At 69.5% G+C, this 23407-nt stretch carries 20 protein-coding genes; 8 read left to right on the top strand and 12 right to left on the bottom strand.

Annotation, left to right across the window (positions count from 1 at the left end; all coding sequences use genetic code 11):
- Window positions 1–121: 121 nt before the first annotated feature.
- The 7 genes from OC490_RS20530 to OC490_RS20560 all read right to left on the bottom strand — a co-directional run bounded on the left by OC490_RS20530 (window position 122) and on the right by OC490_RS20560 (window position 6879).
- On the bottom strand, window positions 122–700 hold the full coding sequence (locus tag OC490_RS20530) for a hypothetical protein (protein ID WP_262059419.1): 579 nt from the start codon (window positions 698–700) through the stop codon (window positions 122–124).
- Window positions 701–804: 104 nt separating this feature from the next.
- The gene (locus tag OC490_RS20535) at window positions 805–1863 is read right to left on the bottom strand and encodes a lactonase family protein (protein ID WP_262059420.1); all 1059 of its coding nucleotides are present in this window, start codon (window positions 1861–1863) and stop codon (window positions 805–807) included.
- A 41-nt stretch (window positions 1864–1904) separates the two neighbouring features.
- Window positions 1905–2879 (bottom strand): sugar kinase, encoded by a 975-nt coding sequence (locus OC490_RS20540; RefSeq protein ID WP_262059421.1) that lies wholly within the window; start codon window positions 2877–2879, stop codon window positions 1905–1907.
- Window positions 2876–3565: a bifunctional 4-hydroxy-2-oxoglutarate aldolase/2-dehydro-3-deoxy-phosphogluconate aldolase gene (locus OC490_RS20545; RefSeq protein ID WP_262059422.1), complete on the bottom strand. Its 690-nt coding sequence runs from the start codon at window positions 3563–3565 to the stop codon at window positions 2876–2878. Before OC490_RS20545 ends, OC490_RS20540 begins: the two co-directional genes overlap by 4 nt.
- Window positions 3562–4491: a carbohydrate ABC transporter permease gene (locus tag OC490_RS20550; protein ID WP_262059423.1), complete on the bottom strand. Its 930-nt coding sequence runs from the start codon at window positions 4489–4491 to the stop codon at window positions 3562–3564. Before OC490_RS20550 ends, OC490_RS20545 begins: the two co-directional genes overlap by 4 nt.
- An 88-nt stretch (window positions 4492–4579) precedes the next feature.
- A complete protein-coding gene (locus OC490_RS20555; protein WP_262059424.1) occupies window positions 4580–5452 on the bottom strand; it encodes a carbohydrate ABC transporter permease in 873 nt (290 codons plus the stop codon).
- Between the two features lie 158 nt (window positions 5453–5610).
- On the bottom strand, window positions 5611–6879 hold the full coding sequence (locus OC490_RS20560; protein ID WP_262059425.1) for an ABC transporter substrate-binding protein: 1269 nt from the start codon (window positions 6877–6879) through the stop codon (window positions 5611–5613).
- 356 nt (window positions 6880–7235) lie between these two features.
- Here OC490_RS20560 and OC490_RS20565 point away from each other — a divergent pair, with 356 nt between their 5' ends.
- The 4 genes from OC490_RS20565 (at window position 7236) to OC490_RS20580 (ending at window position 13173) form a co-directional block, all read left to right on the top strand.
- Complete coding sequence (locus OC490_RS20565) at window positions 7236–8270, top strand: LacI family DNA-binding transcriptional regulator (RefSeq protein ID WP_262059426.1); 1035 nt, start codon at window positions 7236–7238, stop codon at window positions 8268–8270.
- Between the two features lie 171 nt (window positions 8271–8441).
- Window positions 8442–9230: an SDR family NAD(P)-dependent oxidoreductase gene (locus OC490_RS20570; protein ID WP_262059427.1), complete on the top strand. Its 789-nt coding sequence runs from the start codon at window positions 8442–8444 to the stop codon at window positions 9228–9230.
- Between the two features lie 93 nt (window positions 9231–9323).
- Window positions 9324–10469, top strand: coding sequence for a galactonate dehydratase (gene dgoD, locus OC490_RS20575; RefSeq protein ID WP_262059428.1), 1146 nt, complete (start codon window positions 9324–9326; stop codon window positions 10467–10469).
- 202 nt (window positions 10470–10671) lie between these two features.
- Window positions 10672–13173: a right-handed parallel beta-helix repeat-containing protein gene (locus tag OC490_RS20580; RefSeq protein WP_262059429.1), complete on the top strand. Its 2502-nt coding sequence runs from the start codon at window positions 10672–10674 to the stop codon at window positions 13171–13173.
- A 392-nt stretch (window positions 13174–13565) separates the two neighbouring features.
- On the opposite strand, the gene OC490_RS20585 is transcribed toward OC490_RS20580, so the two are convergent.
- The 3 genes from OC490_RS20585 to OC490_RS20595 form a co-directional block, all read right to left on the bottom strand.
- The gene (locus tag OC490_RS20585; protein ID WP_262059430.1) at window positions 13566–14285 is read right to left on the bottom strand and encodes a hypothetical protein; all 720 of its coding nucleotides are present in this window, start codon (window positions 14283–14285) and stop codon (window positions 13566–13568) included.
- A gap of 821 nt (window positions 14286–15106) precedes the next feature.
- Window positions 15107–15805: a YwqG family protein gene (locus OC490_RS20590; RefSeq protein ID WP_262059431.1), complete on the bottom strand. Its 699-nt coding sequence runs from the start codon at window positions 15803–15805 to the stop codon at window positions 15107–15109.
- A 224-nt stretch (window positions 15806–16029) separates the two neighbouring features.
- Complete coding sequence (locus tag OC490_RS20595) at window positions 16030–16854, bottom strand: alpha/beta fold hydrolase (protein WP_262059432.1); 825 nt, start codon at window positions 16852–16854, stop codon at window positions 16030–16032.
- Window positions 16855–17165: 311 nt separating this feature from the next.
- On the opposite strand from OC490_RS20595, the gene OC490_RS20600 reads away from it, so the two are divergent.
- The 4 genes from OC490_RS20600 (at window position 17166) to OC490_RS20615 (ending at window position 21913) form a co-directional block, all read left to right on the top strand.
- The gene (locus tag OC490_RS20600; protein ID WP_262059433.1) at window positions 17166–17720 is read left to right on the top strand and encodes an RNA polymerase sigma factor; all 555 of its coding nucleotides are present in this window, start codon (window positions 17166–17168) and stop codon (window positions 17718–17720) included.
- Window positions 17717–18673 (top strand): hypothetical protein, encoded by a 957-nt coding sequence (locus tag OC490_RS20605; RefSeq protein ID WP_262059434.1) that lies wholly within the window; start codon window positions 17717–17719, stop codon window positions 18671–18673. Before OC490_RS20600 ends, OC490_RS20605 begins: the two co-directional genes overlap by 4 nt.
- Window positions 18674–18735: 62 nt before the next feature.
- The gene (locus tag OC490_RS20610; protein WP_262059435.1) at window positions 18736–18957 is read left to right on the top strand and encodes a hypothetical protein; all 222 of its coding nucleotides are present in this window, start codon (window positions 18736–18738) and stop codon (window positions 18955–18957) included.
- A 97-nt stretch (window positions 18958–19054) separates the two neighbouring features.
- Window positions 19055–21913 (top strand): PKD domain-containing protein, encoded by a 2859-nt coding sequence (locus OC490_RS20615; protein WP_262059436.1) that lies wholly within the window; start codon window positions 19055–19057, stop codon window positions 21911–21913.
- Window positions 21914–21928: 15 nt separating this feature from the next.
- Here the strand turns inward: OC490_RS20615 and OC490_RS20620 are convergent, their stop codons facing one another.
- Together OC490_RS20620 and OC490_RS20625 are read right to left on the bottom strand one after the other, a co-directional pair.
- Window positions 21929–22087 carry a hypothetical protein gene (locus tag OC490_RS20620; protein WP_315986686.1) on the bottom strand — a complete coding sequence of 53 codons (159 nt, stop codon included), beginning with the start codon at window positions 22085–22087 and terminating at the stop codon, window positions 21929–21931.
- Window positions 22088–22149: 62 nt separating this feature from the next.
- Window positions 22150–23322, bottom strand: a complete 1173-nt coding sequence (locus tag OC490_RS20625; protein ID WP_262059437.1) for a serine hydrolase domain-containing protein — start codon at window positions 23320–23322, stop codon at window positions 22150–22152.
- Window positions 23323–23407: the final 85 nt, after the last annotated feature.

A 23407-nucleotide genomic window follows, 5' to 3' on the forward strand; every position in this document is an offset into this window, starting at 1 on the left:
GGCGTTTTACGAACGAGCGAGCCCGGGAATCCGCCCGGCAGAAGGCTGCCGCCCGACCGGGCAACACGAAGACGTGGACACGCGGCCCTTGTTTTCAGCAGCAGCTGCGGAATGCCACGTCTCAGGTCTCGGGAACCCATTCCACGGGAGGAGGCATGCGACTGTAGTGGGGTCCCCTGATGCCGTACTGGGCGAGGTGCAGGATCTCGCCGCCGACCGCGAGTTCCGCCGGTGGGGGGTTGGGGACGCGGATCTGCGGGTGACGCCGGCCGTCGATGACGATCCTCTCCCGGAGGTCGTTCCGGCCGTCCGCCCAGCTCTGGGCCCGCTCGCGAGTCCACGGGTTCTGCAGGGTTCGCGGGGCGGCCGGGTCGTGGTCGTAGCCGTTGAGGCTGCGGACGAGACCTTCGCTGTAGACACCCTTGACCCGGAAGTTCTCCAGGTCGTCCGCGCGTACGACCATGTTGACGTACCGGCGGCCGTTGCCCCTGTGCCGTCCGACCGCGCGCCAGCGGCCCGGGCCGGGGTCCCAGCACGTGGGTGGGATCCACAGCAGGGCGCCCACCGGGAAGTGCTTCGTGCCGTGCTGGATGTCGAGACCGTCCTCGCCGCGCGTGGTTTCCCGCGACACATTGGCCACCAGGCACCAGCCCAGCAGCCCTTCGGGCGTCTCTTCTTCGGTGGGTTCCGTGTCTGTCACACCGAGAATTCTCGGGCAGGAGACGGGACGTGAACCAGCTGTTTTCAGCTGGGCCGACCGGAGCACACCACAACAGGCGGCACGGACGACGCGCGATCCGTCGCTCAGACCGTGAGCCCGCACACCACCGACCCCACCCCCACCACGACCCCCGTCTCCCCCAACGTCCCGTCCTCTCGCACCCGCAACACCGCCACCGTCCCGCTGTGTTGATTCGCCACCAGCAGATGCCCGGGCACCGCAGTCAGCCCCCGGGGCCGGTTTCCCCCGCTCGGGACCTCCCCGAGGGGTTCGAGGGTCGTGCCCGTGATGCGGAACGCCGCCACCGTGTCCGCGCCCCGGTTGGTGACCCAGACGTAGCGGCCACAGGCGGAAGTGACAATGCCGCCGGGCTCGTTGGGGATGTCCGCTACGGCCGTTGCCGGCACCCGGGACAGTTCGTGCAGGGTGCCCGTCTCCGCGGCGTAGTGGTGACACGTCACCGTGGAGGAGAGTTCGTCGGCGCTGATGACCAGGTCGCCGCCCGGGGTGAACGCGAGGTGGCGGGGGCCCGAGCCGGGACGGAGTCGGGAGGCCGCCACCGGCTTCAACTTGCCGGTGATGATGTCCAGTTGGTACGCGAACACCGTGTCCGCGCCCAGGTCCGTGGCCAGGACGCAGCGGCCCGCCGGGTCGACGAGGACCTGGTGGGCGTGGCTGCCTTCCTGGCGGCCGGTCACCGGGCCCGAACCCTTGTGCTCGACCACGTCCGTGAGGTCCGACAGTCGGCCGTCCGCGTCCAGGCGGTGTACGGCCACCGTGCCGGGCAGCGTGTCCGTGCCGTAGTTGGCGGTGAGGAGGAAGCCGCCGCTCGGGTGGACGGTCAGGTGGCACGGGTTCGCGCCGCCGCTGGTCACGGGTGCTCCCAGTGGAGTTGGCGCCGCGCCCTCCCGCAGTGCGAACGCGCTTACCGCTCCCGGTGTCGACTCGTGCGTCGTGTAGACGACGGGGAGCGTCGGGTGAGCGGCCAGGAAGGACGTGCCGCTCGCCGCCACCGTGTCCACCACGCTCAGACCACCGTCCTCCGGAGTGAGCCGCAGCGCCGTCAGGCCGACGCCCTCACCACCCGTGTCCGGTGTGTACGAACCCGTCAGGACGTCGACGTGACTGGAAATACTGGTCATTGAGCGCTCGGTTCCTCAGTGGAGTACGGCGGCGGAGTACATCAGCGGAGTACGTCGTCGTGGTGGTCCAGCAGGGAGAGTTCGGCCCGGCGCGGCAGGCCCTCCCAGTCGCCCTCCGTGCCGACCGCGAACGCGCCGACCCGGGCGGCCGTGTCGAGCCGGACCGGTGCCGGTGCGCCGGCCAGCAGCTCGGCCAGGTAGCCCGCCACGAAGGCGTCTCCGGCGCCCACCGAGTCGTACACGCGGGCGGGCAGCGCGAGTTGGCGGTGGGGACGGCCGTCGAGGAGGGCGAAGGCTCCCTCCGCGCCCAGCTTGATCACCGCACCCGACGGGCCCAACTCGCAGATGCCCTTGGCCAGTTCCTCGGGTTCGTGGCGGTCCGGCACCGCGAGCCGGGCCTCGTGCGGGCCCGCGAAGACCAGGTCGCTGTCGTGGAGGAGGGGGAGGACGGCCTGCCGAGCCTCGTCCTCGTTCCACAGCAGCGAACGGAAGTTGATGTCGAGGGACACCAACACCCCTGCCTCGCGGGCGATGTCCACCGCCCGGCGCACCGCTCGCGCCGGACCCTCCCCCAACGCCGGTGTGATGCCGGTGATGTGGAGGACCGCCGCCCCCGCCACGACGTCCTCCGGGATGTCCTCGGGGACCAGGCGGACGCCCGCCGTCGCCGTGCGGTAGTAGCGCATCCGGTGGTGCGTGCTGGTGCGTTTCTCCTTGAGGAGGAGGGACGTCGGGGCCGCATCGCGTACGGCCAGGGCGGTGACCCCTTCCGCCCGCAGTTCGCGCAGCACCAGCTCGCCCAGCTCGTCCTCGCTGACGCGGCCGATCCAAGTGGCCCTGCCGCCCAGGCGACTTACGCCGATCGCCACGTTGGACTCGGCGCCGGCGATGCCGAGGCGCAGGGTGGTGCCCAGGGTGAGCGGGCCGGGACCGGCGGCCGACAGGACGCCCAGGGTCTCGCCCACGGTGACGAGGTAGGGCTCGGCGTTCTCGACAACAGGCTTACGGGTGTTCACAGGGGGTTCTTCTCCTCGGGCCCGGTGCGGGGCCTGACCGTCTCCAGCAGTGCGCGGGCCCGGGCCGTGAGGGCGTTCAGCGCCTCGGGGGTGGGGTCCCGGTCGGCGTCGCGCAGCAGCGGGGAGCCGACGCCCACGGCGAGTGCCCCGGCCGCCATGTACTGGCCCGCCGCTTCGAGGTCCACGCCGCCGACCGCCATGAGCGGTATGTGCGGTAGCGGGGCACGGAGTTGGCGCAGATGGGTGGGGCCTCCGGTGCAGGCCGGGAAGAGTTTCACGGCCGTCGCGCCGGCCCGCCAGGCGGTGGTCACCTCGGTCGCCGTCCACGCTCCCGGGTAGAAGGGGACGTCCTGGTCGGCCGCGTCGTGGATGACGTCCGGTTCGACGTTCGGGGAGACCAGGAACTCGGCGCCCGCCGCCAGCGCGTCCCGGGTGTCGGCCGTGGTGAGGACCGTACCGGCGCCCACCGAGACCCCGGCGCCGAGTTCGTCCTTGATGCGGGCGATCGCGTCGAGCGCGCCGGCGGTGGTGAGGGTGACCTCCAGGCAGGTCACCCCGCCGGCCGCGAGGGCACGGGCCGCGGCGGGCAGCGCGGAGGCGTCGGCCGACCTGAGGATGGCCATCACCCGGGTACTGACCAACTGGGGTGTGAGCAGGGGCCGTTGCAGAAACTGATGGTCCGTCATTTGACTGCTCCCGCCGACATTCCGGCGACCATCTGGCGCTGGAAGAAGATGAAGATGACCAAGAGGGGCAGCACACCCAGCAGCGCGGCCGGGAAGAGCGTGGTCGGCTGGACGGTGTGCGGGTCGATGAAGGAGTAAGCGTTCACCATCACCGTGCGCTTGCCCGGGTCCTGGAGGAATACGAGGGGGACCAGCAGGTCGTTCCAGATCTGCAGGGAGATGAAGGTCAGCAGGGTGCTGGTGACCGGCCGGAGGAGAGGCAGGATGACGACGAAGAAGGTGCGCAGCGCGCCGCAGCCGTCGAGGGCCGCCGCCTCCTCCAGGTCGGTGGGGATCTGGCGGATGAAGCTGGTGTAGAAGAACACGGCGAGCGGCAGATTGAGCGCGGTGTAGATGAAGACGACGCCCGCGTAGGTGTCCAGCAGGTTCAGGTCGCGCATCAGCAGGTACAGGGGTGCCACCACGACGAACACGGGGATCGACGTGCCGAGGATGAACAGCCGGTACACCGCCGTCGACCAGCTCGCCGTGATGCGGGCCAGCGGGTAGCCCGCGAGCGCGCCGAGCACCGTGATGAGCACGCACGAAAGCCCGGTGATCAGAAGGGTGTTGAGGGTGCTGGTGCCGTAGTGGATCTGGCTGAAGGCGTGCGTGAAGTTCTTCAGGGTGAAGGAGTGCGGGATGCCCAGCGGGGAACGCGCCACGTCCGCCGCCGTGCGCAGCGAGGTGACGATCGTGAAGACGAACGGCAGGACGAAGAGGACCGTGCCGAGGGTGAGCGCCGTGGTGCCGAGGCCGGTGGCGAGCCTGCGCGGGGTCCACGGGGCGGCGGCGCGGGGGGCGGCCGGAGGGCGGGGCGCGGCGCGCTTTCCGGCGGGGCGGACGGTCTCCGGCGCGGAGACCGGTGTCGAGGGGGGTGAGGTCATGGGGTGATCCGTCCGATTCCAACGATTCCAACGGTGCCGACGGGGAACTGCTGGGCGTGCGTACGCACTTGAGGGCGTCCGTACGTCGTCACACGCGCCGTTCGCGCAGTCTGAGCAGGGAGTTGGTCGCGCTGGACAGGACGACCACGGTCACCAGGAGCAGTACGGCGATGGCGACGCCGTAGGCGAACTTCCCGCCGCCGAAGATGTTCCGGTACACGAGCAGGGTCAGGGTGTCGGTGGCGCCGGCCGGGCCGCCGTTGGTCAGGACGAGCGGGAACTCGAAGACCTTGAGCGAACCGATCAGGCTGAGCGTCACGTTGACGGTGAGCGCGGGCGCCAGCAGCGGCCATTCGATGCTGCGGAACCGCCGCCAGCCGCTCGCGCCGTCCAGGGCGGCGGCCTCCAGGAGTTCGGTCGGCATGCTCATATAGCTGGCGAGGAAGATCGCGCACGAGTAGCCGGTGAACATCCAGATGTTGACCGTGGCGACCGAGTACAGCGCGGTGGACGGGTCGCCGAGCCAGACGTGCTTGAGGCCGCCGAGACCGACCCCGTCGAGCAGGGCGTTGAGACCGCCGTTCGGCGCGAAGAGGTACGACCAGATGAACGCGGCCATCAACGGCGAGATGAGGGTCGGCGTCAACAGGACGACGCTGAGGGCCTTTCGGACCTTCTCGCGGCGGAACAGCATCGACGCGAAGAGCAGCCCGAGGCCGTTCTGCACGACGACGACCACGACGGCGTAGAGGACCGTGTGCCACAGGGCCGCGGAGATCTGCGGGTCGTCCGCCATCGCCTGGTACTGGTCCATGCCGACGAAGTGGGAGATCGGGCCGCCGACGCTGTCGGTCAGGCTCAGGTAGACGCCCTTGAACAGCGGATACAGGATGAAGAGCGCGTACACGGAGATCGCGGGAAGCAGGAAGGCGGCCATGGTGGCACGCCGTCGGTGGAACACGGGGGATCAACCTCCTTGGCCGTCAGGCCCCTTGGGGGAGTGGGTGGCCGCGGCTCGGGCGGGCCGCGGTGGGGCGGTGGACGCGGGGTGAGCACCCGGGTCACGCACCCGCACCGCGGCGGTCCCGAAACGGCTGAGCAACTCCCGGACGTGCGGGGCTACTTGGCGGACGCCGCCGTCTGGATGTCCTTCAGCGTCTTCGCCGCGTCGGACTGGCCCAGCAGGAACGACTGGATCTTGGATCCGGTGTCGGTCTCCGACTGGGAGCCGTACCAGGTGTTGGAGGGGAGAACCCGGTAACGGCCCTCCGTGAAGGCGGTGTTGAAGATGGTCGTCTCCGTCGAGTCGGGCGTGGTGCCACCGGTGAACGGGGACTCGGCGTGCTCGGCGTCCAGGTACTTCGCCAGGTTCGCGCTCTGCGACCAGAACTTGACGTACTCCTTCGCCGCATCCGCGTGCTGTGACTGGGAGTTGACGCCCCACGCGGTGCCGGAGAACAGCATCGCGTTCGGCTTGGTGCCCGCCGCACCGCCCGGCCAGGGGGCGAACGACACCGGGAAACCTGCCTTCTTGATGTTGGAGACCTGCCAGGCACCCTGGTACCAGAAGGCGCTCTTGCCCGCGCTGAAGTCCTGCGGCCCCTGCGACCACTCGTCGACGCCGAGCTCGTTCTTCCAGTTCACATAGCCCTTGTCACCCAGGGACTTGAGCTGGTCGAGCGGCTCCTTCCAGTCCGAGGCGAAGGACGCCTTGCCGGCCAGGAAGTCCGCGTCCCACTGCTTGTTCTTCTGGTAGACGGTCGTCGAACCGCTCGCCTGGAAGATCGAGCTGCCGGTCCAACCCGCCTTGTCCGGCAGGGAGATGGGCGTGACCCCGGCCTTCTTCAGCTTGGCGAGGTCGGCGAGGAACGTCGGCCAGTCGGCGGGGACCTCGGTGATCCCGGCCTTCTTCAGCAGATCCATGTTGGCGTACAGCCCGATGCCGATCAGCTCCATCGGCATGGCCAGCGTCTTGCCGTCGTTCTGCGTGAACGGCTTCGCGGCCGAGGATATGGAACTGACCCACGACTCGTTGGAGAGGTCCGCGAGGTAGCCGGAGGCGCCCCACTTCTTCATCTTGTCGGCGTCGACCATGATGACGTCGCCGGCCTTGCCGCCCAGCAGCTCCGGCTGCAGCTTCTGCGTGTAAGTCGGGTCCGCGGTGGTGTACTTGAAGTCGATCTTGATCTTCGGGTGCGCCGCCTCGAACGCCTTGTTGATCTCGGCGATGTTCGCCGGCTCCGCGCCGCCGCCCTTCCACGCCTCCACGTGGAGCGTGACCGTCCCGTCCGCCGAGGTCGAGTCGGAACCGCCGCCACAGGCGGCGAGCGACGTCGCCAGGGCGGCGACCGTGGTGGCGACCGTGAGCAGTCTCCCGGAGCGCTTCATTGCACACCTCACCCATCATCGGCGCATGCCGATTTCGTCGTGCTTGCAGGGGTATTGCAGGGGTTTCTACGGTTCTTCTACGGAAAGTTGAGGGTCCTCTTGGTTCGCCGAGTCCCGTCGGCTGTGCGAGGACCATCATGGTTTGCCGGGCCTGAATGGATATATCACTGAAATCCATCGAAGGAAACCGGTTGACCAACGACTTCGGCGAACGCTAGGTTGCGGCGCCAGAAGGTGTCAAGAGGTCAAACGCAACACCCCACGCCGATCGCCACACCCCAGGCGAATCCGGCAGCAGGGCATGATTCGCAGGACGGCCGGGGTCGTCGACAGCGTGGTTGACAGGGAGGACTCGCGTGGCTGAACAGCCCGTACGGGCAAGGCTGGTGGACGTCGCACGGGAGGCGGGAGTCTCCAAGGCGACGGTGTCCAAGGTGCTCAACGGACGGCAGGACCTGTCCGTCCGGCCGGAGACCCGACAGCGCGTCCACGAGGTCGCCGCCGCCCTGGGCTACCGCCCGCACTCCGGGGCCCGCGCCCTGGCCGGGGCCAGCACCCACGCCCTGGCCCTGCTGGTGCCCGCCCTCAACAACCCGACCTACGTCACCATCTCCCGAGGCGCCTACCAGCGCGCCCGTGAACTGGGCTATCTCTCCCTGCTCGCCGAGGACTTCGACGGCCAGGAGGCCGACGACACCTTCAACGACCTGGTCAAGGAAGGCCGCGTGGACGGTCTGCTGATCGCCTCCGCGCGCCCCAATCACCCCCTACTGGAGACCCTGAGCCGCAACCCGGTTCCGCACGTCTTCCTCAACCGCGCCGTCAAGGGCTCGGGCCGCAACGTCACGATGGACGTGGCACGGTCCAGCGTCACCGCCCTGGACCACCTGCACGGACTCGGTCACCAGGTGATCGGCCACATCGCCGGCCCCTCGGGGATCACCCCCAGTGAGGACCGCAGGGACGCGTTCCTACGGCACTCCGCAGCACTGGGACTGCTCGCGGCACCGGTCGCCTCCGGCGACTTCACCGAGGAGGGCGGTGCCGCAGCCGCCCGTGAACTCCTCACCCCCGCAGAGGACCGGCCCCAGGTCACCGCGCTGTACACCAGCTCGCTGGCGCAGGCCATCGGGGCGATGCGGGCCATCCACGAACGCGGCCTGCGCATCCCCGAGGACATCTCCCTCGTCGGCAACGACGACCTCCCCGTCGCCGGCTACCTCACCCCACCTCTCACCACGGTCGCGATGCCCCTGCACGAACTGGGGACGGCGGCGGTGGACGCGCTGGTCGCGGAGATCCGGGGTGAGTCGCCGGGGGATGTGGTGGTGCCGACCGAGCCGCGGTTGGTGCTGCGGGGGTCCACGGCTCGGCCGGGTACTACGGGCTGACCAGTAGGGGTTCCCGTTCCCTTACGGGTTCCCCCCTCTCGGACGACCGAGCCGCCGGTCGGACGGAGGGGCGCAGGACGAGTACCGATGATCGCAGGACAGTACCGAGGATCGCAGGACAGTACCGATTGACGGATGACCGGACGGGCCGGTCACGCCGAGAGGAACACGATGAGCCGCACCACCCCCGAGCACCACCCCGACCGTCACGCCTCTCGTTTCACCGGCCGCACGGCCCTCCTCACCGCCGCTGCCTCCGGCATCGGCGCCGCCACCGCGCGACGCCTCGCCGAGGAAGGCGCGTCCGTGCTGGTCACCGACGTGGACGCGACCGGCGCCGAGAAGGTGGCCGAAGAGGTCCGCGCCAAGGGCGGCCAGGCCCGTCACCTGGGGCTGGACGTCACGAACCCCGAGGCGTGGCCGGAGGCGATCCGGACCGCCCAGGAGTGGACGGGCCGCCTCGACCTGCTGCACCTCAACGCCGGCCGCAACCTCCCCGGCGCGATCCACGAACTCGACGACACCTCCTGGCACGACCACCTCCGCCTCGCCCTCGACTCCGTCTTCTACGGCGTCCGGGCCGCCGTTCCCCTGCTCTCGGCGACCGGTGGCGCGGTGGTCGTCACGGGCTCCGTGCACGCGGTGCTCGGCTTCAGCGGCTTCCCCGCGTACGCGGCGGCCAAGGGCGGAGTCAGCGCGCTGGTACGGCAGTTGGCGGTCGAGTACGCGGGCCGGATCAGGTTCAACGCGGTCGTGCCCGGCGCGGTGGACACCGGTCTGTGGACCGACGCGCCGGACGAGTACCGGGCCCAGACGGCCGCCCGCACCCCGGTGGGCCGCATCGGCGAACCCGAGGACATCGCCGCCGCCGTCGCCTTCCTCGGCTCCGACGACGCGTCGTTCATCACCGGCCAGAACCTGGTCGTGGACGGCGGGCGCAGCATCAGCTCACAGGAGTAGGACCCCCGGTTCCCTCGCTCTTCCCCCTCCCCGTACCCGTAGTCGTCATACCCGTAGGACCCGAACTACCCGTAGGACCCGGAGGTCCGCAGCATGAAAATCACCGGATACGAGCTGTTCCTCGTCGAGCCGCGCTGGCTCTTCCTGCGCATCGACACCGACGAGGGCATATCCGGCTGGGGCGAGCCCATCGTGGAGGGCAAGGCCCACACCACGGCCAAGGCGGTCGAGGAGATGTTCGACTACCTGACCGGCCAGGACCCCGCCCGCATCGAGGAGCACTGGCAGATGCTCGCCAAGGGCGGCTTCTACCGAGGCGGCCCGGTCCTCAGCAGCGCCCTCGCGGGCATCGACCAGGCCCTGTGGGACATCGCGGGCAAGACCCACGGCGTCCCCGTGCACCAACTCCTCGGCGGCCACGTCCGCGACCGCGTCCGCATCTACGGCTGGCTCTACGGCGAGACCCCCGAGGAACTCGCCGAGTCGGCGGCGGGCCAGGTCGCCAAGGGCCTGACGGCCGTGAAGATGAACCCCTGCGCGCAACTCGAACCGCTCGCGACCCCCGCGGCGATCGACGCGATCGTGGCCCGGGTGGCGGCCGTACGGGAGGCGATCGGCCCGGACCGCGACCTGGCGCTGGACTTCCACGGCCGCTTCAGCGGAGCGATGTCGAGGCGCGTACTGCCGTACCTGGAACCGCTGTTGCCGATGTTCGTCGAGGAACCGGTCCTCCCGGAGTTCACCCGCGACCTCGGTGACGTCGTCCGCGCCACCTCCATCCCCATCGCGACCGGCGAACGCCTCTTCTCCCGCTGGGACTTCAGGGAGGTCCTCGGCGCGGGCATCGCGGTGGCCCAGCCCGACATCAGCCACGCGGGCGGCATCTCGGAGACCCGCCGTATCGCCGCGATGGCCGAGGCCTACGACGTGCTCGTGGCCCCGCACTGCCCACTGGGCCCCGTCGCACTCGCCGCGAGCCTCCAACTCGACTTCGCCGTACCGAACTTCCTCATCCAGGAACAGTCCCTGGGTATCGGCTACGGCGACAGCAGCGGCCTGCTCGGCTACCTCGCGGACGCCTCTCCGTTCGAGGTCCAGGACGGCTACATCCACCGCCTGACGGCCCCCGGCCTCGGCATCACGGTCGACGAGGACAAGGTCCGCGCCGCCGCCGAACGCGGCCACCGCTGGCGCAACCCGGTCTGGCGCAACGCGGACGGCTCACTGGCTTCCTGGTAGCCCCAAGTTCCTTGACCGGCACAACTCGCACAACTGGCGGGGCTGTTGGCTTCGCGCTGCCCCGACGCCGTCGAATCCGGCGTCGGGACAGCACCACACGCTCCAGGCGCACCGGCGGCAACCGGTCATCGCGCCTGGTGAAGAGGGGAATCTCGCCGCACGCAGCGGCAAGGGACACATCCACCCATCCAAGGAGCGCGCAATGAAGCGTCGCAGATTCGGTTCGCCCGACAGACCGGTTTCCGCCACCCGCCGAAAGCCGGGAATCCTCGCCCTGCTCGCCGCGCTGGCGGGCGCCCTGCTCGTCCCCGTCACGGCAACCAACGCGTCGGCGGCAGGCACGAGTTACTACGTCGACTGCTCGGCCTCCGTCAGCGGCACCGGCACCAGCGCCAGCCCCTGGAACTCGGTAACCAGCGTCAACAGCACGACCTTTGCCGCGGGCGACAGCATCCTCTTCAAGGCCGGTACGACCTGCACCGGCCAGCTCAGCCCCGGCGGTTCAGGTGCCTCCGGCAGCAACATCTCCATGGCGTCCTACGGTTCGGGCGCGAAGCCGATCATCGACGCGGCGGGCGCGACGGGCGCGGTCATCCACCTCCTGAACCAGCAGTACTGGGACATCGGCGGCCTGGAGCTGATCGACAACTCCTCGTCGCCCGCGTACCGTTCGGGCGTCCTGGCGGAGAACAGCTCCGGCGGGGTACTGAACCACCTCCGCGTGCACGACATGTACATCCACAACATCGCGGGTTACGGCGGCGGTTGGTACTCGACGAACGCGGGCGTGGGCGTCCAGACCGACCACACGACACCGGTCTCCACCTGGAACGACGTGGTCGTGGAGAACAACACCTTCGACCACGTGGACCGCATAGCGGTGGCGGTGACGCCGGACGCGGACGGCCAGGGCACAGGCCTGACGACCGGCACGGTGATCCGCAACAACACGATGACGTACGACGGCGCGGACGACATCCTGGTCGTCAAGAACGACGGCGCCCTCATCGACGGCAACAAGGCGGGCTACGGCGGCGCCAAGTCGACCTGCCCGCCCTCCGGCCAGTACTGCAACGGTGCCTCGGCCGGCATCTGGATGTCCGGCAGCAGCAACACCGTCGTCCAGAACAACGAGGTCTACTGCCACATCAACGGCGCCGACGGCACCGGTTTCGACGTGGACTGGGGCAACCACAACACCACGTTCCAGTACAACTACAGCCACCAGAACCTCGGCGGCTTCCTCCTGGTGATGCCCCCCTTCACCATCGCCAACGAGCCCACGTCGACGGTTCCCAGCGACGGCACGGTGGTCCGCTACAACATCAGCGAGAACGACGGCAGCAACTCCGGCTGCCCGACATCGGGCACCCAGACCCACGGCGGCGGAGTACTCCACTTCGTGGGCGGAGTCCCGAACCAGAGCGGCAGTTCATCGGCCGTCCCGCTCTTCTACAACAACACGTTCTCGGTCCGTGACGGCCTGAGCACCCCGATCCTGTACTCCCGCGCAGGCACGTCGATCAGCGGCGCGCTCTCCTTCCAGAACAACGCGGTCTTCAACTACGGCTCCGGCAACTACTTCACCACCACCGGCACTTCGACCTACTCCAACAACCTCTTCTACGGCAACCACCCGTCCCGCGAGCCCGCGGACGCGGCAAAGGTGACGTCGGACCCGGAGTTCCGCAACGCGGGCAACGCCAACACGTCCTCGTCGTACACGGGCAAGAACGCGTACCAGGTCCACCCGTCGTCCCCGGTGATCAGGGCGGGCGCGGTAATCGCATCGAACGGCGGCTACGACGCATACGGCAACGCGGTGTCGGCTACGGCGGCCCCCAACATCGGCGCGTACAACGGCACCGGCGGCAACCTCCTGTCCAACGCGGGCTTCGAGACGGGCAGTCTGTCCCCCTGGACGCAGGCGAGCGGTACGGCGTCATCGGTGACGGCGTCCAACTCCCGTACGGGAGCTGACGCGTTGACGACAGCGGCGAGCGGCAGCGGTGCGAACCAGGCGCTGACGGGCCTGACGCCGTCGACGACGTACTTGCTGACGGGCTGGGGCAAGGTGGCGACGGCAGGCGAGACGCTCGCGATAGGCGTCAAGAACTTCGGCGGCACGGAGACGTACACGAACGTCGCGTCGACGTCTTACTCCCAGGCGGCGATCGTGTTCACGACGGGCGCGTCGTCGACCTCGGCGACGGTCTACTGCTGGAAGAACGCGGGCGGCGCGGGCGCGGGTTACTGCGACGACCTGGCGGTAGAACCACTGTCGTCGGCCACGAACGCGGTCACCAACCCGGGCTTCGAGACGGGCGCGCTGACCCCGTGGACCCAGAGCACGGGCACGGCGTCGAGCGTGGTCGCGTCCAACGCCCGCACCGGCACGTACTCGCTCCAGACCGGGGTGAGCGCGAGCGGCGCCATCCAGACGGTGAGCGGCCTTACGGCGGGCGGGAGTTACCTGCTGGCGGCGTGGGCGAAGGTGGGCACGGCCGGTGAGGAGGTCGCGGTCGGCGTGAAGAGCTTCGGCGGCACGGAGACGTACCTGAGGGGCTCGACGACGACGTACACCCAGGAACCGATCTTCTTCACGACGGGCGTCTCCAACACGGCGGCGTCGGTGTACTGCTACAAGAACTCCGGTTCTGCGGCCGGGTATTGCGATGACTACACGGTGGTGAAGCTGCCGTAGTACGGCTGTGCAATGCGCATCCCCCGAGTCCATGACCCGGGGGATGCGCATTGAGGGAAAGGTCGGCCCGAGCCGGCGGCGCATCCCTGGCGGGCCCGTTGTCAGTGCCTACGACTACGGTCGTAAACGCGCGGCCGGCTTCCGGGGGTTCCAGCTCCGTAGGGAATGGTTGCATCCCCGACCTGTCCGGGGGCGGCCCGGAGAACACGTCCGGGACCCAACCGACGGTCGGGCTCAGCCGATGACCAAGCAGTGACCTGCCAGCGCCGGCCGCGCACGCTCTGCCTCCCGGGAGGCTGGTCTCTCAAAGGTGTTGAGGTGGACTGGACAGCGGCGATAGCTGATCGGCGCGCCGGCGTGGACGGAACGGCCATGGCGAGACGGCATCGAGGTCAGTGCTCGCGGCGCCCGCATTCGGCCGGGTAGAGGCTGGATCCCGGAGTGACCTCGGACGGTGTTTGCCTGACGTGGATGTACGCGCTGCCTGAGGCGTCAGCCGTCAGCGCGTCGACCCGGACAGTCGGAGCAGGCGGCTCGAACGACGAGGTGTGCAGTTCGGCTTCGACCGGCGCCTGGAAGGACGTGCCTTCGAAGACGGCGACGGCGGCCAGGCTGCCGTCAGGCTGGACCTCCGCCTCCTCGATGGTCAGCCGCCAGTGGAGCTCTGCCTCTGCCAGGAGTTGTCTGCCGTAGATCCCGTGGGCCAGAAGAGCAGTGCGACGGCCGCGAATATGACGTGCCACGGCACAGCAGAGCGGGACGTCGGTGCCGTAGGGAGTGTCCACCCGGTTGTGACCGGCGGTCGGGAAGTAGTCGAGGGCGTTCGCCAGAAGTCCGAGGGCTGCGTCCTTGATGCGCGGACGCCGGCCGTGCTCGGCGAGGTCCAGCAGGATCGGGGTGGCGGCGTGGGCGGCCGGGAACACCATGGCGGCGTGACCGCACACGAAGCCGCCATCGGCAAGGATCGATGTTGCGTCGCCCGTCTCGTTGGCCGTGGTGGAAACCGCCAGTAGCCGTAGCGCGTGAGCGACCCGCTCCGGGTCGTCGCAGCGGTGCCACGTCGGGTTGGGTATCGCCGACCAGTTCACAGCGTCGATGGCATCGAGGAACACGCCCGCATTCTGCCGGACCGGCGTGATTCCCCGCTGTTCCTCGCCCTGTCCGGCGTTCTGTGGTGCACGGGCGTTGTCAGTGACTGCCCTTACGCTGCGGAGCGTTGGGTCGGTCTGCTGTCTCGGAAAGGCGAGCGCGCGACCAAGGGGGGTGGCTCAGAAGAGATCCCCGAGCCACGTCGGTCCGGGAACTCGTGAAGCTTCGACCCCACCCCCCTCCCAACGTCTGCCGAGAGCCCCCGGACCGAGTGCGGATCACTTCTTACGACGCCTGCCCGCCCGCTTCTTCACCTCGGCCTGGCCACGCTTCGTCCAGTCACCCTGGTGGAGGTGGCAACGTGCCGTGCCCTTCAAGGTCTTGTTCTGACAGCGCCTTCCGGCCGCCGTCGGCCAGCCGCACTTTCCCTGCTTCCACAGCTTCATCGACTACGGATGGTCGACGGACTGCAACGACGGGGCGGCACCCACACCTCCTACCCTGTGATGCAGGGCTACGCCAGCGGGATCGGCTGGGGCCCCAAGACCCGCTCCGACAACGATCTGCGCAAGGGATGCGGGACCAGGTCTCCGAATCCGTAGGAGAGACGCATGGGCGAACAACCCCCCACCCGGTACTCGCCTGAAGGTACGCCCCTGGGGCGTACCGCGAACGACGTCAGGTTCACCACCAGCTACTCCACCGAGACTCCGCGGGCCCGCAAACTGCGGTGGCTGATCAGGGACGTGTTTCGTCGGCCGGTGAGGAACAGCAGGTAAGCCACTGTCATGCGAGCGCCGGGCGTGAACGGGTCCTCTCCGCGGGAACACCTCGTGGGGAGGGCTCACTGCCGTCGGGAGAGGTTCGCCGGCTCCGGCGGCAGCGGCGAAGGCAACGAGGCGCAGGGGGGAGTAATCCCACCGGGGGCAGGGCGAGCAGGGCGCGCAGGAGTCCGGTCGCGTGGGAGGGGCCAGCAGTCGTAGCGATGCGTGTACGGCAGTTCGGGGCACTCGCGGCAGAGGAAGACGTAGATACCTCCGAGGTCGCCCATGACCATGTCGAGGTCTTCCTCGGGGGTGATGCTGAGCAGGTGCTCCATACGGTGGCCGCGCGCGCAGACCGGCCAGTCGGGTGTCTGATTCCAGGCCGGGTACCCGCCGACCTTGTTCTGCAGGGCACACGCCAGCAGCGCGTACTCCATTCCGAACCGTTCTTCCAACTTCTCCATGCGGGGCCGCAAAGTCCGCTGAAGTTCCTGCGGCAGGTCCCAATTCGGGTACTCCACAACCGTGGTGGGGGAGACCGTGCACGGATTGGGCATGAACTCCTCGTCGTACTCGCCCTCTTGAGAGGTGGGTATCGCCTGGAGCATGCCGGTGGTGAGGATGTCCGCCTCGTTGCGCCAGAAGAGCTTCGGCAGGGCGGCGCAGGCCTGGTCCTGGGGATGGATCAACGGGCACCAGACCAGCTGGAGTACGTCCGTACCTCCGGGGAACGTCAGCTCGGGCACGTCCCGTGCGAAGAGCTGGACGACCGGGACCATGGGGACCGTCCCGGCCGGTTCCTTCTCGTTTTGGGGCAGGACCGCTCCCTTCGTGCACTGGCGCGAGGCGCAGCGGCGCTGGCTTGCGGGTCTGAACCCCGAGACGGGCGAGCCGGACCCCGTCATTCAGGGTTTCCTGCAATGGCCGGCCCCCTGACCCGGTCCATCGCAGCAGAACGGCCCAGGTCGGCGACCTGGGCCTTGTCCGTGCGGCTGAAGCGGTCTCAATCCGTCGAGTCCGGCTTCACCACCGTGTCCACGAAGTCGCCGATCGCTCCCAGCGTCGCGCCCAGCTGCTCGATCTGGGGGAAGTGGGCGGCGTCCGCGATCGGGACGAAGCGGCTGTTGGGGAAGGAGTCGGCGTAGCCGCGGCCGTACTTGAGGGGGGCTATGCCGTCCTCCTCGCCCCAGATGACCAGGACCGGGACGGTCACTCGGTGGAGGCGGGCGCGGAGCTTCGGGTCGTAGGTGAAGTGTTCGCCGCCGTAGACGGCGAGGGTCTGCTGGTTGGCGGCTCCCGCAGCGCGCTGCTCCGGAGTGAAGGAGGCGAAGTCGGGGCGGAACTCGGCCTTGGCGAAGGAGAGTTGGCTGATGTCGGCCGGGGCCATGGTGCGGGGGTCGACGACGCGGTTCTCGACCATGTGGGCATGGATGCCGACCGCGTTCAGCAGGGTCAGGGCGCCGATACGGCCCTGGTTGTCGCGCAGGGCCATCTCCGCGGCGATCCAGCCGCCGACGGAGTTGCCGATCACCATGACGCCCTTGAGGTCCAGCGTGTCGAGCAGGTCGAGGTAGGCGATGGCCAGGTCGGCCACCGTGTCGAAGCGCTCGGGGCGGGGGGTGCCGTCGAAGCCGGGGTGGGTCGGCGTGACGACGTAGACGTGCTCGGAGAGGGCGTTCGAGATGCCGGCGACCGTACGCGGGCCGGCACCTCCGTGCAGTATCAGCACGCCCGTGCCCTCGGTGTTCTCGCCGAACTCCTGGACGGTGACGGTGAGTCCGCCGGGGAGGGCGACGGTGCGGCTGGTGGTGGAAGCGGGGGTGGTCATGAGTGCAGGTCCTTCTCGGTCGGTCTCGGCTGCTGCTGAGAGCTGGCTCTCATTAAGGTAGAGGGCTGACTCTCTTTATGCAAGTTCACTCTCATGATGAGGGTTGGATATTGGTCGGGGTGATGTTGGTGATGTGCGAACGCTCCCGGGGTTCGATGACAAGTACTGGGTGAGACCGTCGTCCGGCGGTCGGGAACGGAGGCTCGGTGAAACCGGATGGACCGGGCAACCGGCGACGTGGCAGCCGTCGACACCGCGACAGCGATCAGCACAGCGGTGATCGTGCCGAACACGGCGACAGCGAAGCGCAGTTGACGCGTTCAGCGCGTGGCGACTCGGCGGCCTTCACTCACCTTGTGAAGGCGCACTCGGCCGCCTTGTACGGCTATTTCGCTCGGCGTATGCCCACCGCGGCGGAGGATCTGCTTTCCGAGACCTGGTTGCAGGCGTTCGCCGCGCGGCGCACGTTCGACCCCGCGCGGGGTTCGGCCCGGGGCTGGCTGTTCGGGGTGGCGCACAACGTGCTGGCCCAGTATCTGCGGCGGACGGGACGGCAGGAGCCCACAACCGGACCGGAGGTCGTCGACCCCTGGCAGGTGGTGGACCAGCGGCTCGACGCCGCCGCCATGGCTCCCGCACTGCGCCGGGCGCTGGCCGAACTGCCGCCCGACGAGCGGGAGTTGCTGCTCCTGATCAGCTGGGAGCAGCTCACCCCGGCCGAGGCCGCCGCCGTCGTGGGGATCCCGGCCGGCACCGCGCGTTCGCGGCTGCACCGGGCCCGGGGCCGGCTCCGCGACCGGCTCGCGGTGCCCCGGCAGACCGGACCGACGGGACGGAACCTGACCGCGACCGGAGATCTCGCATGACCGTGTACGACGACACCGAGGAGAACGGTATGAACGAGCGCAACGCACTTCTGGACTTCCCCGGCGCCGATCAACTGGCGAGCGCCGGGCTGGTCGAGCCGCTGTCGGAGCAGGCGCTGGCCAGGGTGCTGACGGAGGTCGAGGCGGCCGTGGCTACGGCGGGGGCGACGGCGCCCACGGGTGGTACGGGTCGGGTCGGGCCGGCCGCGGGCGGTGGCACCGTGACGTCCATCCGGGGTCCGTCCCGGCGTCGGCGGGTCCTGATCGGGATGCTCGCCACGGCCGCGGTCGCGGCCGGCGTGGTGACGTACACGCACCCCGGCACGACCCCGTCGAACGCCGGCACACACAGCGGGGCGCGCGCGGACACCGCCGCCGTCTTCCTGGACGACATCTCCACGGTGGCCGCCACCCAGTCGGCCGCCACGGGGAAGTACTGGAAGAGCCACACGACGATCGCGGACAGGTACATCTCGCAGTCCATGCGGGAGTACATCGTCACCAACGGCAAGGCCGCCACGAAGGGGAAGCGGCCCGACTGGCAGTTCGGGCCGAAGGACCTCGACTGGAAGGGCCTGGAGCAACTGACCACCGACCCGGCCCAGTTGCTCGCGCTGCTGCAGACTCCGCCGCGGCCCAAGAGCATCTCGCCCTTCGACCAGGCGGCCACCCTGCTCTGTGACTCACCGGCCGGTCCGAAGCTGCGGGCCGGGCTCTTCAAGGCGATGGCCGGGCTCAAGGCCGTCAAGCTGGTCGGCCAGGTCAAGGACAGCACCGGGCGCGGCGGTACGGCCGTTGAGTACGCGGAGGCCAAGAGCGTCGGCCGGGTGATCGTCGACCCGAAGACCAGCGCGATCCTGGAGTACACCTTCACGTGGACCGCCGGGCCCAGCAAGGGCAAGGTCACCCGCTACACGGTCCTGTCGTCGGGCTTCACCGACAAGATCGGCTGACGGAGAGGACAGGCGGGGGACCATTCAACTCCCCCGTCTGTCCTGCCCTTGAGGATGACGTCATGGCTCGGCACCCCGTCGAGACGGGTGAGAAAGCCGACGCCGCAGGCGCTGTGGTCGAGGGCGGGGTCGTACAGCCCGAAGGTGCGCTGATCCAAGTGCGGGTCCTGTGCGCGGGTTCCGGCTGGGAGTACCTCCCCGGCCCTTGGGGGCAGGGTAATCGGATGATCAAAAGTCGGCAGTGGATCGGCATCTCGACGGTCTGCCCCGCGCGGCTGCCGTAACGTTCCGTCAACTCCAGCAGACAGGTGTGACTGGATTTCAGCGGCTGTGCGCGCCGACGTCCGACGTCCCCCCTCACAGCCCGGGGGGAACATGTCCATGCGCCGCAGACGACTGATCGTGAGATCCATAGCCGTCCTCTCCGTGCTGATCGGCGGTCTCGGCACCGGCATCGCCCACGCCGATGCGGGCACAGCGCTGTACGTCGACGACGACGCCGTCGGCTGCAGCGACACCGGACCCGGTACATCGGCGGAGCCCTTCTGCCAGATCCAGCCGGCCGCGGACGCGGCGGCGCCCGGGGACACCGTCCATGTGGCGCGGAACACGACGCAGTACGCCCCGGTGACCGTCGCGTCGGTCGGCACCGCGGACGCGCCCGTCACCTTCGTCGCGGTTCCCGGCGACAGCCAGACCGCCACCGGCACCGTCGTCCTGAGCAGGACCTCCGCACCGGCGGTGACCTTTTCCGGCGCCCAGTACGTCGACGTGAGCGGGTTCAACTTCTCGTCGGGCGGGGCGAACACCCTGGTGGTCTCCCGGTCCCGGCACATCAGCTACGACACGGGCTGGATCGCTACGGCACAGTCGGCCCCCGGCGTCGCCCGGACGGTCACCGTCGATGGAGCGTCCTCCGGCATCTCGCTCACCCGGCTGCACATCGCGTCCGAGTCCGGTGGCCAGGCCTTCGCGAGCGCGGCCGGAGCCCGGGACATCACGCTGGCCGACGACGACGTTCAGCTCGGCGGAGGCGTCACGGCCGTAGGCACCACGGGCCTCCACCTGGCGGGCGACACCATCGAGACGGTGTGCGGCAACGCCGTCAGCCTGACCGACGGCAGCTCCGGGACGGTGGAGAACACCGTCGCGGTCCCCGACACATCGGCCTCCTGCGCGGACAGCGGCACCCCCGCCGAGATCACGGTGGACGCCTCCTCCGCGTCCCAGGTCACCGCGGATTACAACGCGGTCAACCCCCGCTCGACCGGAACCGACTACGACTGGGCCGGCACCGCGTACGCGACCCGGCAGACCTTCCTGACTGGCACCGGCCAGGGAGCCCACGACCTGGACCAGACGGACGTGACGCTCACCACCACGTCCGGCCTGCCCACGGAACAGTCGCCGCTGATCGACTCGGCGGACGCGGACGCGCCCGGTGAGCTCCCGACCGACCTCCACGGCGCACAGCGGGTCGACGACCCGCTCGTCGCCGACACCGGCACGGGCGCCGGCGACTACGACCGGGGCGCGACCGAGGTCCAGGACCCGCTGTACGTGGCGACACCCAACCGCTCGTCCACGGACGTGTACGTCGGTGTGCCGGTGACCTTCAAGGCCGGTTTCACCAACCCGTGGTCGGACTCCCTCGACGGCTACAGCTACACCTTCGACTTCGGGGACGGCACGACTGCCACGTCCACCACCGGCTCGGCCACCCACACGTACACGCAGCCCACCACCGGCACCAACATCTACGCCACGGTCACGACGTACCGGCCGGACGGCACCGAACTGGGCGTCGCGAGCGGTTCCTTCTTCCCCGTCCGTCCGCTGCCGTCGCTGACCGGAAGCCTCGGCTGCGACACCGCCCCCGCCCTCCCGGACGCCGCCAGTTGCAACTTCACCGCCTCAGGGTTCAGCGGCTACCCGATCACCAGTGACCGGGTCACCTTCGGCGACGGCTCGGCGGCCGTCTCCGTGACGGGTTCCGAGGGCTTCGTCCAGCACACGTACATCGCCGCCGGCACCTACACCGTCACCCAGCAGCTCACCGACTCCGACGGGCGAACCGCCACCGACACCACCCGCACCACGGTCGGCCCGGCCTACGTCGCCACCGGCCCGACGCGGGTCCTGGACACCCGCACCGGCACCGGCGCCGCCAAGCGGCAGGTGGGTCCCGGGGGCGTGGTCCGCCTCAAGGTTCTCGGCGTCGGCGGCATCCCGGCCTCCGGGGTGACCGCGGTCACCATGAACGTCACCGACACCGCCGCCACCGCGAGCAGCTACGTCACGGTGTACCCGGACGGTACGAGCCGCCCGACGGCCTCCGACCTCGACTTCGCCGCCGGGCGGACCAACCCGAACCTGGTCACGGTCCGGGTGGGCGCGGACGGCTATGTCGACCTGTACAACGCCCACGGCGACGTGGACCTCATCGCCGACACCCAGGGCTACTTCACGACCAAGGCCGGCACGAGCGGCGCCGGCCTGAGCGACCTCGCACCCGTCACCCCGACGCGGGTCCTGGACACCCGCTACGGCACCGGTGCCGCCAAGGGCGAGGTCACGCCGGGCAGTACGACGACGATCACCCTGCCCAAGGAGGGACAGGGGACGGGCACCGCCGGCGCCGTCCTCAACGTCACCGTGACCGGAGGCACCGGCGGCGGAGTGGTCACCGTCTACTGCGGCAGCCGCCCGAGCACGTCGAACCTCAACTACCGCACCGGGCAGACCGTTTCCAATCTGGTCGTGACGAAGGTGTGCAGCGGTGGCAAGGTCCAGATCTACAACAGCGGTGGACACGTCCACCTGATCGCCGACCTCCAGGGCCTCTACGTCAGCTCTGCCGACGGCACCTCCCCTGCGGGCAGCCCCTTCGTGCCGGTCGACCCGACCCGCTTCCTCGACACCCGCAACGGCACGGGCGCCCAGGCGAAGGTGCTGGGCGCGAACGGCACCCTGACCGTGAAGGTCGCCGGTGTCGCGGGCATCCCGGCCGACCCGACCGCCGTGCTGGTCAACCTCACCGGTGTCGGCCCGACCACCGGCACCCACCTCACCGCCTACGGCGCCGGCGGCCTGCCGAACGTGTCCAACGACAACCTCACCGCCGGCGAGACCCGACCGGTCCTCGCCGTGGTCCCCGTGGACGCCGACGGCGACATCCACATCCACAACTCGAACGGAACGGTCGACGTCGTCGCCGACCTGGCGGGCTACATCCGCTGACCGCGAACCCGCGCGCTACCGCACCGTCGCCTTGAGACTCACCTCGATGTTCACCCGGGTGGCGTTCGAGTTCGGGCACACCTCGTGCGTGGCCTTGACCAACTGCTCGGCGGTGGACCGGTCCAGGCCGGGGAGGCGGGCGGTCAGGGTGACGGCGAGGAGTTCGTCCAACACGCCGTCGAGGGAGCCCCTGCCAGGGGCAGGCGGCCGGCAGGTGGGGGACGAGACCATCGTCTCTACTTCGCCCCGGCGGCGCAGAGTTCGGTGTCGATCAGTGCGTTCTGCGCCGCCTCCGTGGACAGGTCGGACGCTCCGTCTCCCGTCGCCTCCAGGACGACGGTCCGGCGGCCGTCCGCGCTGACCCCGTCGCGGGTGGTGTAGCCCATCAGGTCGCCGGCGTGGCTGTAGTAGACGCCGCCGCAGGTCAGGGGGATCTCCATCAGGCCCAGGCCATAGCGGACGCCGGGCCAGACGGGGTCGAGGGAGGCGGCTCGTACCGTCGTCTTCATCTCGGCGAGTTGGGCCGGGCGCAGCAGCTTGCCGCCCAGCAGCGCCGAGAAGAAGCGGGTCAGGTCGGCGGTCGTGCTGATCATGGCGCCGGCCGAACCGGCGGCCGTCGGGTTGAGGTCGGTGACGTCGATGGTCGGGCCGGAGTCGCCGAAGTCGGAGTAGCCGTGCAGGTGTTGGCCGGGGATACGGGACGAGGTGTCGGGCGCGGAGGTGTCGCGCAGGCCCAGCGGGCGGATGATGCGCCGGGTCACCTCCTGCTGCCAGGTGTGGCCGGTGGCCTTCTGGACGATCATTCCGGCGAGGATGTAGTTCGTGTTGGAGTACTCCCAGTCGGTGCCGGGCGCGAAGTCCGGGGCGTGCCGCATCGCGATGCCCACGAGCCGGCGCGGGGTCCACGTGGTGTACCGGTCGGCCTCGAAGTCCGCCACCGTGCTGATCGCCGGGAAGTCGGCCGTGTAGTTGAACAGCCCGCTGGTGTGGTTCAGCAACTGCCTTACCGTGATGGCATTTCCGTCGTTGCCGTTCCCCGACACCACGCCGGGCAGCCAGTGTTCGACGGTGTCGTCCAGCGACACCCGTCCCTCGCCGACCAGTTGGAGCAGCACCGTCGAGACGAAGGTCTTGGTGCTGCTGGCGATCCGGAACTTGTCGGTGGCGCGGGCCGCCCGCCCCGTCGCGATGTCGGACACCCCGGTGGTGGCGGTGTGGCGACGCCCGTCCGGGCCCGTCGACTGGGCTACGACCGCGACGGTTCCCGTCTTCTGGATGGCGTCCACGCTCCGCTGGAGCGTGCGCTGCCGGGACTCCGTGGCGTTCCCCGTGGCGCTCGCGGCGGGTGCCGCGAGGCCGAGGCCGAGTGCGGCCAGTGCGGCTACAGCGGTGAGGTGACGGAGCGTCATGATGGGTTGCCTCCCTGGGAGTTGGCGGTTCGGAACACCGGCTTGCGGTGTGTTCACCAACCTAGGGAGACGGCACGCGGTGATC

The sequence above is a fragment of the Streptomyces sp. STR69 genome (genome assembly GCF_024519455.1).
Classification (GTDB): Bacteria; Actinomycetota; Actinomycetes; order Streptomycetales; family Streptomycetaceae; genus Streptomyces.

Bases quoted from the DNA above. Each gene is read 5' to 3' on its own strand.
- OC490_RS20535 (WP_262059420.1), bottom strand. From the start codon at position 1,863: ATGACCAGTATTTCCAGTCACGTCGACGTCCTGACGGGTTCGTACACA.
- OC490_RS20545 (WP_262059422.1), bottom strand. From the start codon at position 3,565: ATGACGGACCATCAGTTTCTGCAACGGCCCCTGCTCACACCCCAGTTG.
- OC490_RS20550 (WP_262059423.1), bottom strand. From the start codon at position 4,491: ATGACCTCACCCCCCTCGACACCGGTCTCCGCGCCGGAGACCGTCCGC.
- OC490_RS20560 (WP_262059425.1), bottom strand. From the start codon at position 6,879: ATGAAGCGCTCCGGGAGACTGCTCACGGTCGCCACCACGGTCGCCGCC.
- OC490_RS20570 (WP_262059427.1), top strand. From the start codon at position 8,442: ATGAGCCGCACCACCCCCGAGCACCACCCCGACCGTCACGCCTCTCGT.
- dgoD (WP_262059428.1), top strand. From the start codon at position 9,324: ATGAAAATCACCGGATACGAGCTGTTCCTCGTCGAGCCGCGCTGGCTC.
- OC490_RS20580 (WP_262059429.1), top strand. From the start codon at position 10,672: ATGAAGCGTCGCAGATTCGGTTCGCCCGACAGACCGGTTTCCGCCACC.
- OC490_RS20590 (WP_262059431.1), bottom strand. From the start codon at position 15,805: ATGGTCCCGGTCGTCCAGCTCTTCGCACGGGACGTGCCCGAGCTGACG.
- OC490_RS20595 (WP_262059432.1), bottom strand. From the start codon at position 16,854: ATGACCACCCCCGCTTCCACCACCAGCCGCACCGTCGCCCTCCCCGGC.
- OC490_RS20605 (WP_262059434.1), top strand. From the start codon at position 17,717: ATGACCGTGTACGACGACACCGAGGAGAACGGTATGAACGAGCGCAAC.
- OC490_RS20610 (WP_262059435.1), top strand. From the start codon at position 18,736: ATGGCTCGGCACCCCGTCGAGACGGGTGAGAAAGCCGACGCCGCAGGC.
- OC490_RS20615 (WP_262059436.1), top strand. From the start codon at position 19,055: ATGCGCCGCAGACGACTGATCGTGAGATCCATAGCCGTCCTCTCCGTG.
- OC490_RS20625 (WP_262059437.1), bottom strand. From the start codon at position 23,322: ATGACGCTCCGTCACCTCACCGCTGTAGCCGCACTGGCCGCACTCGGC.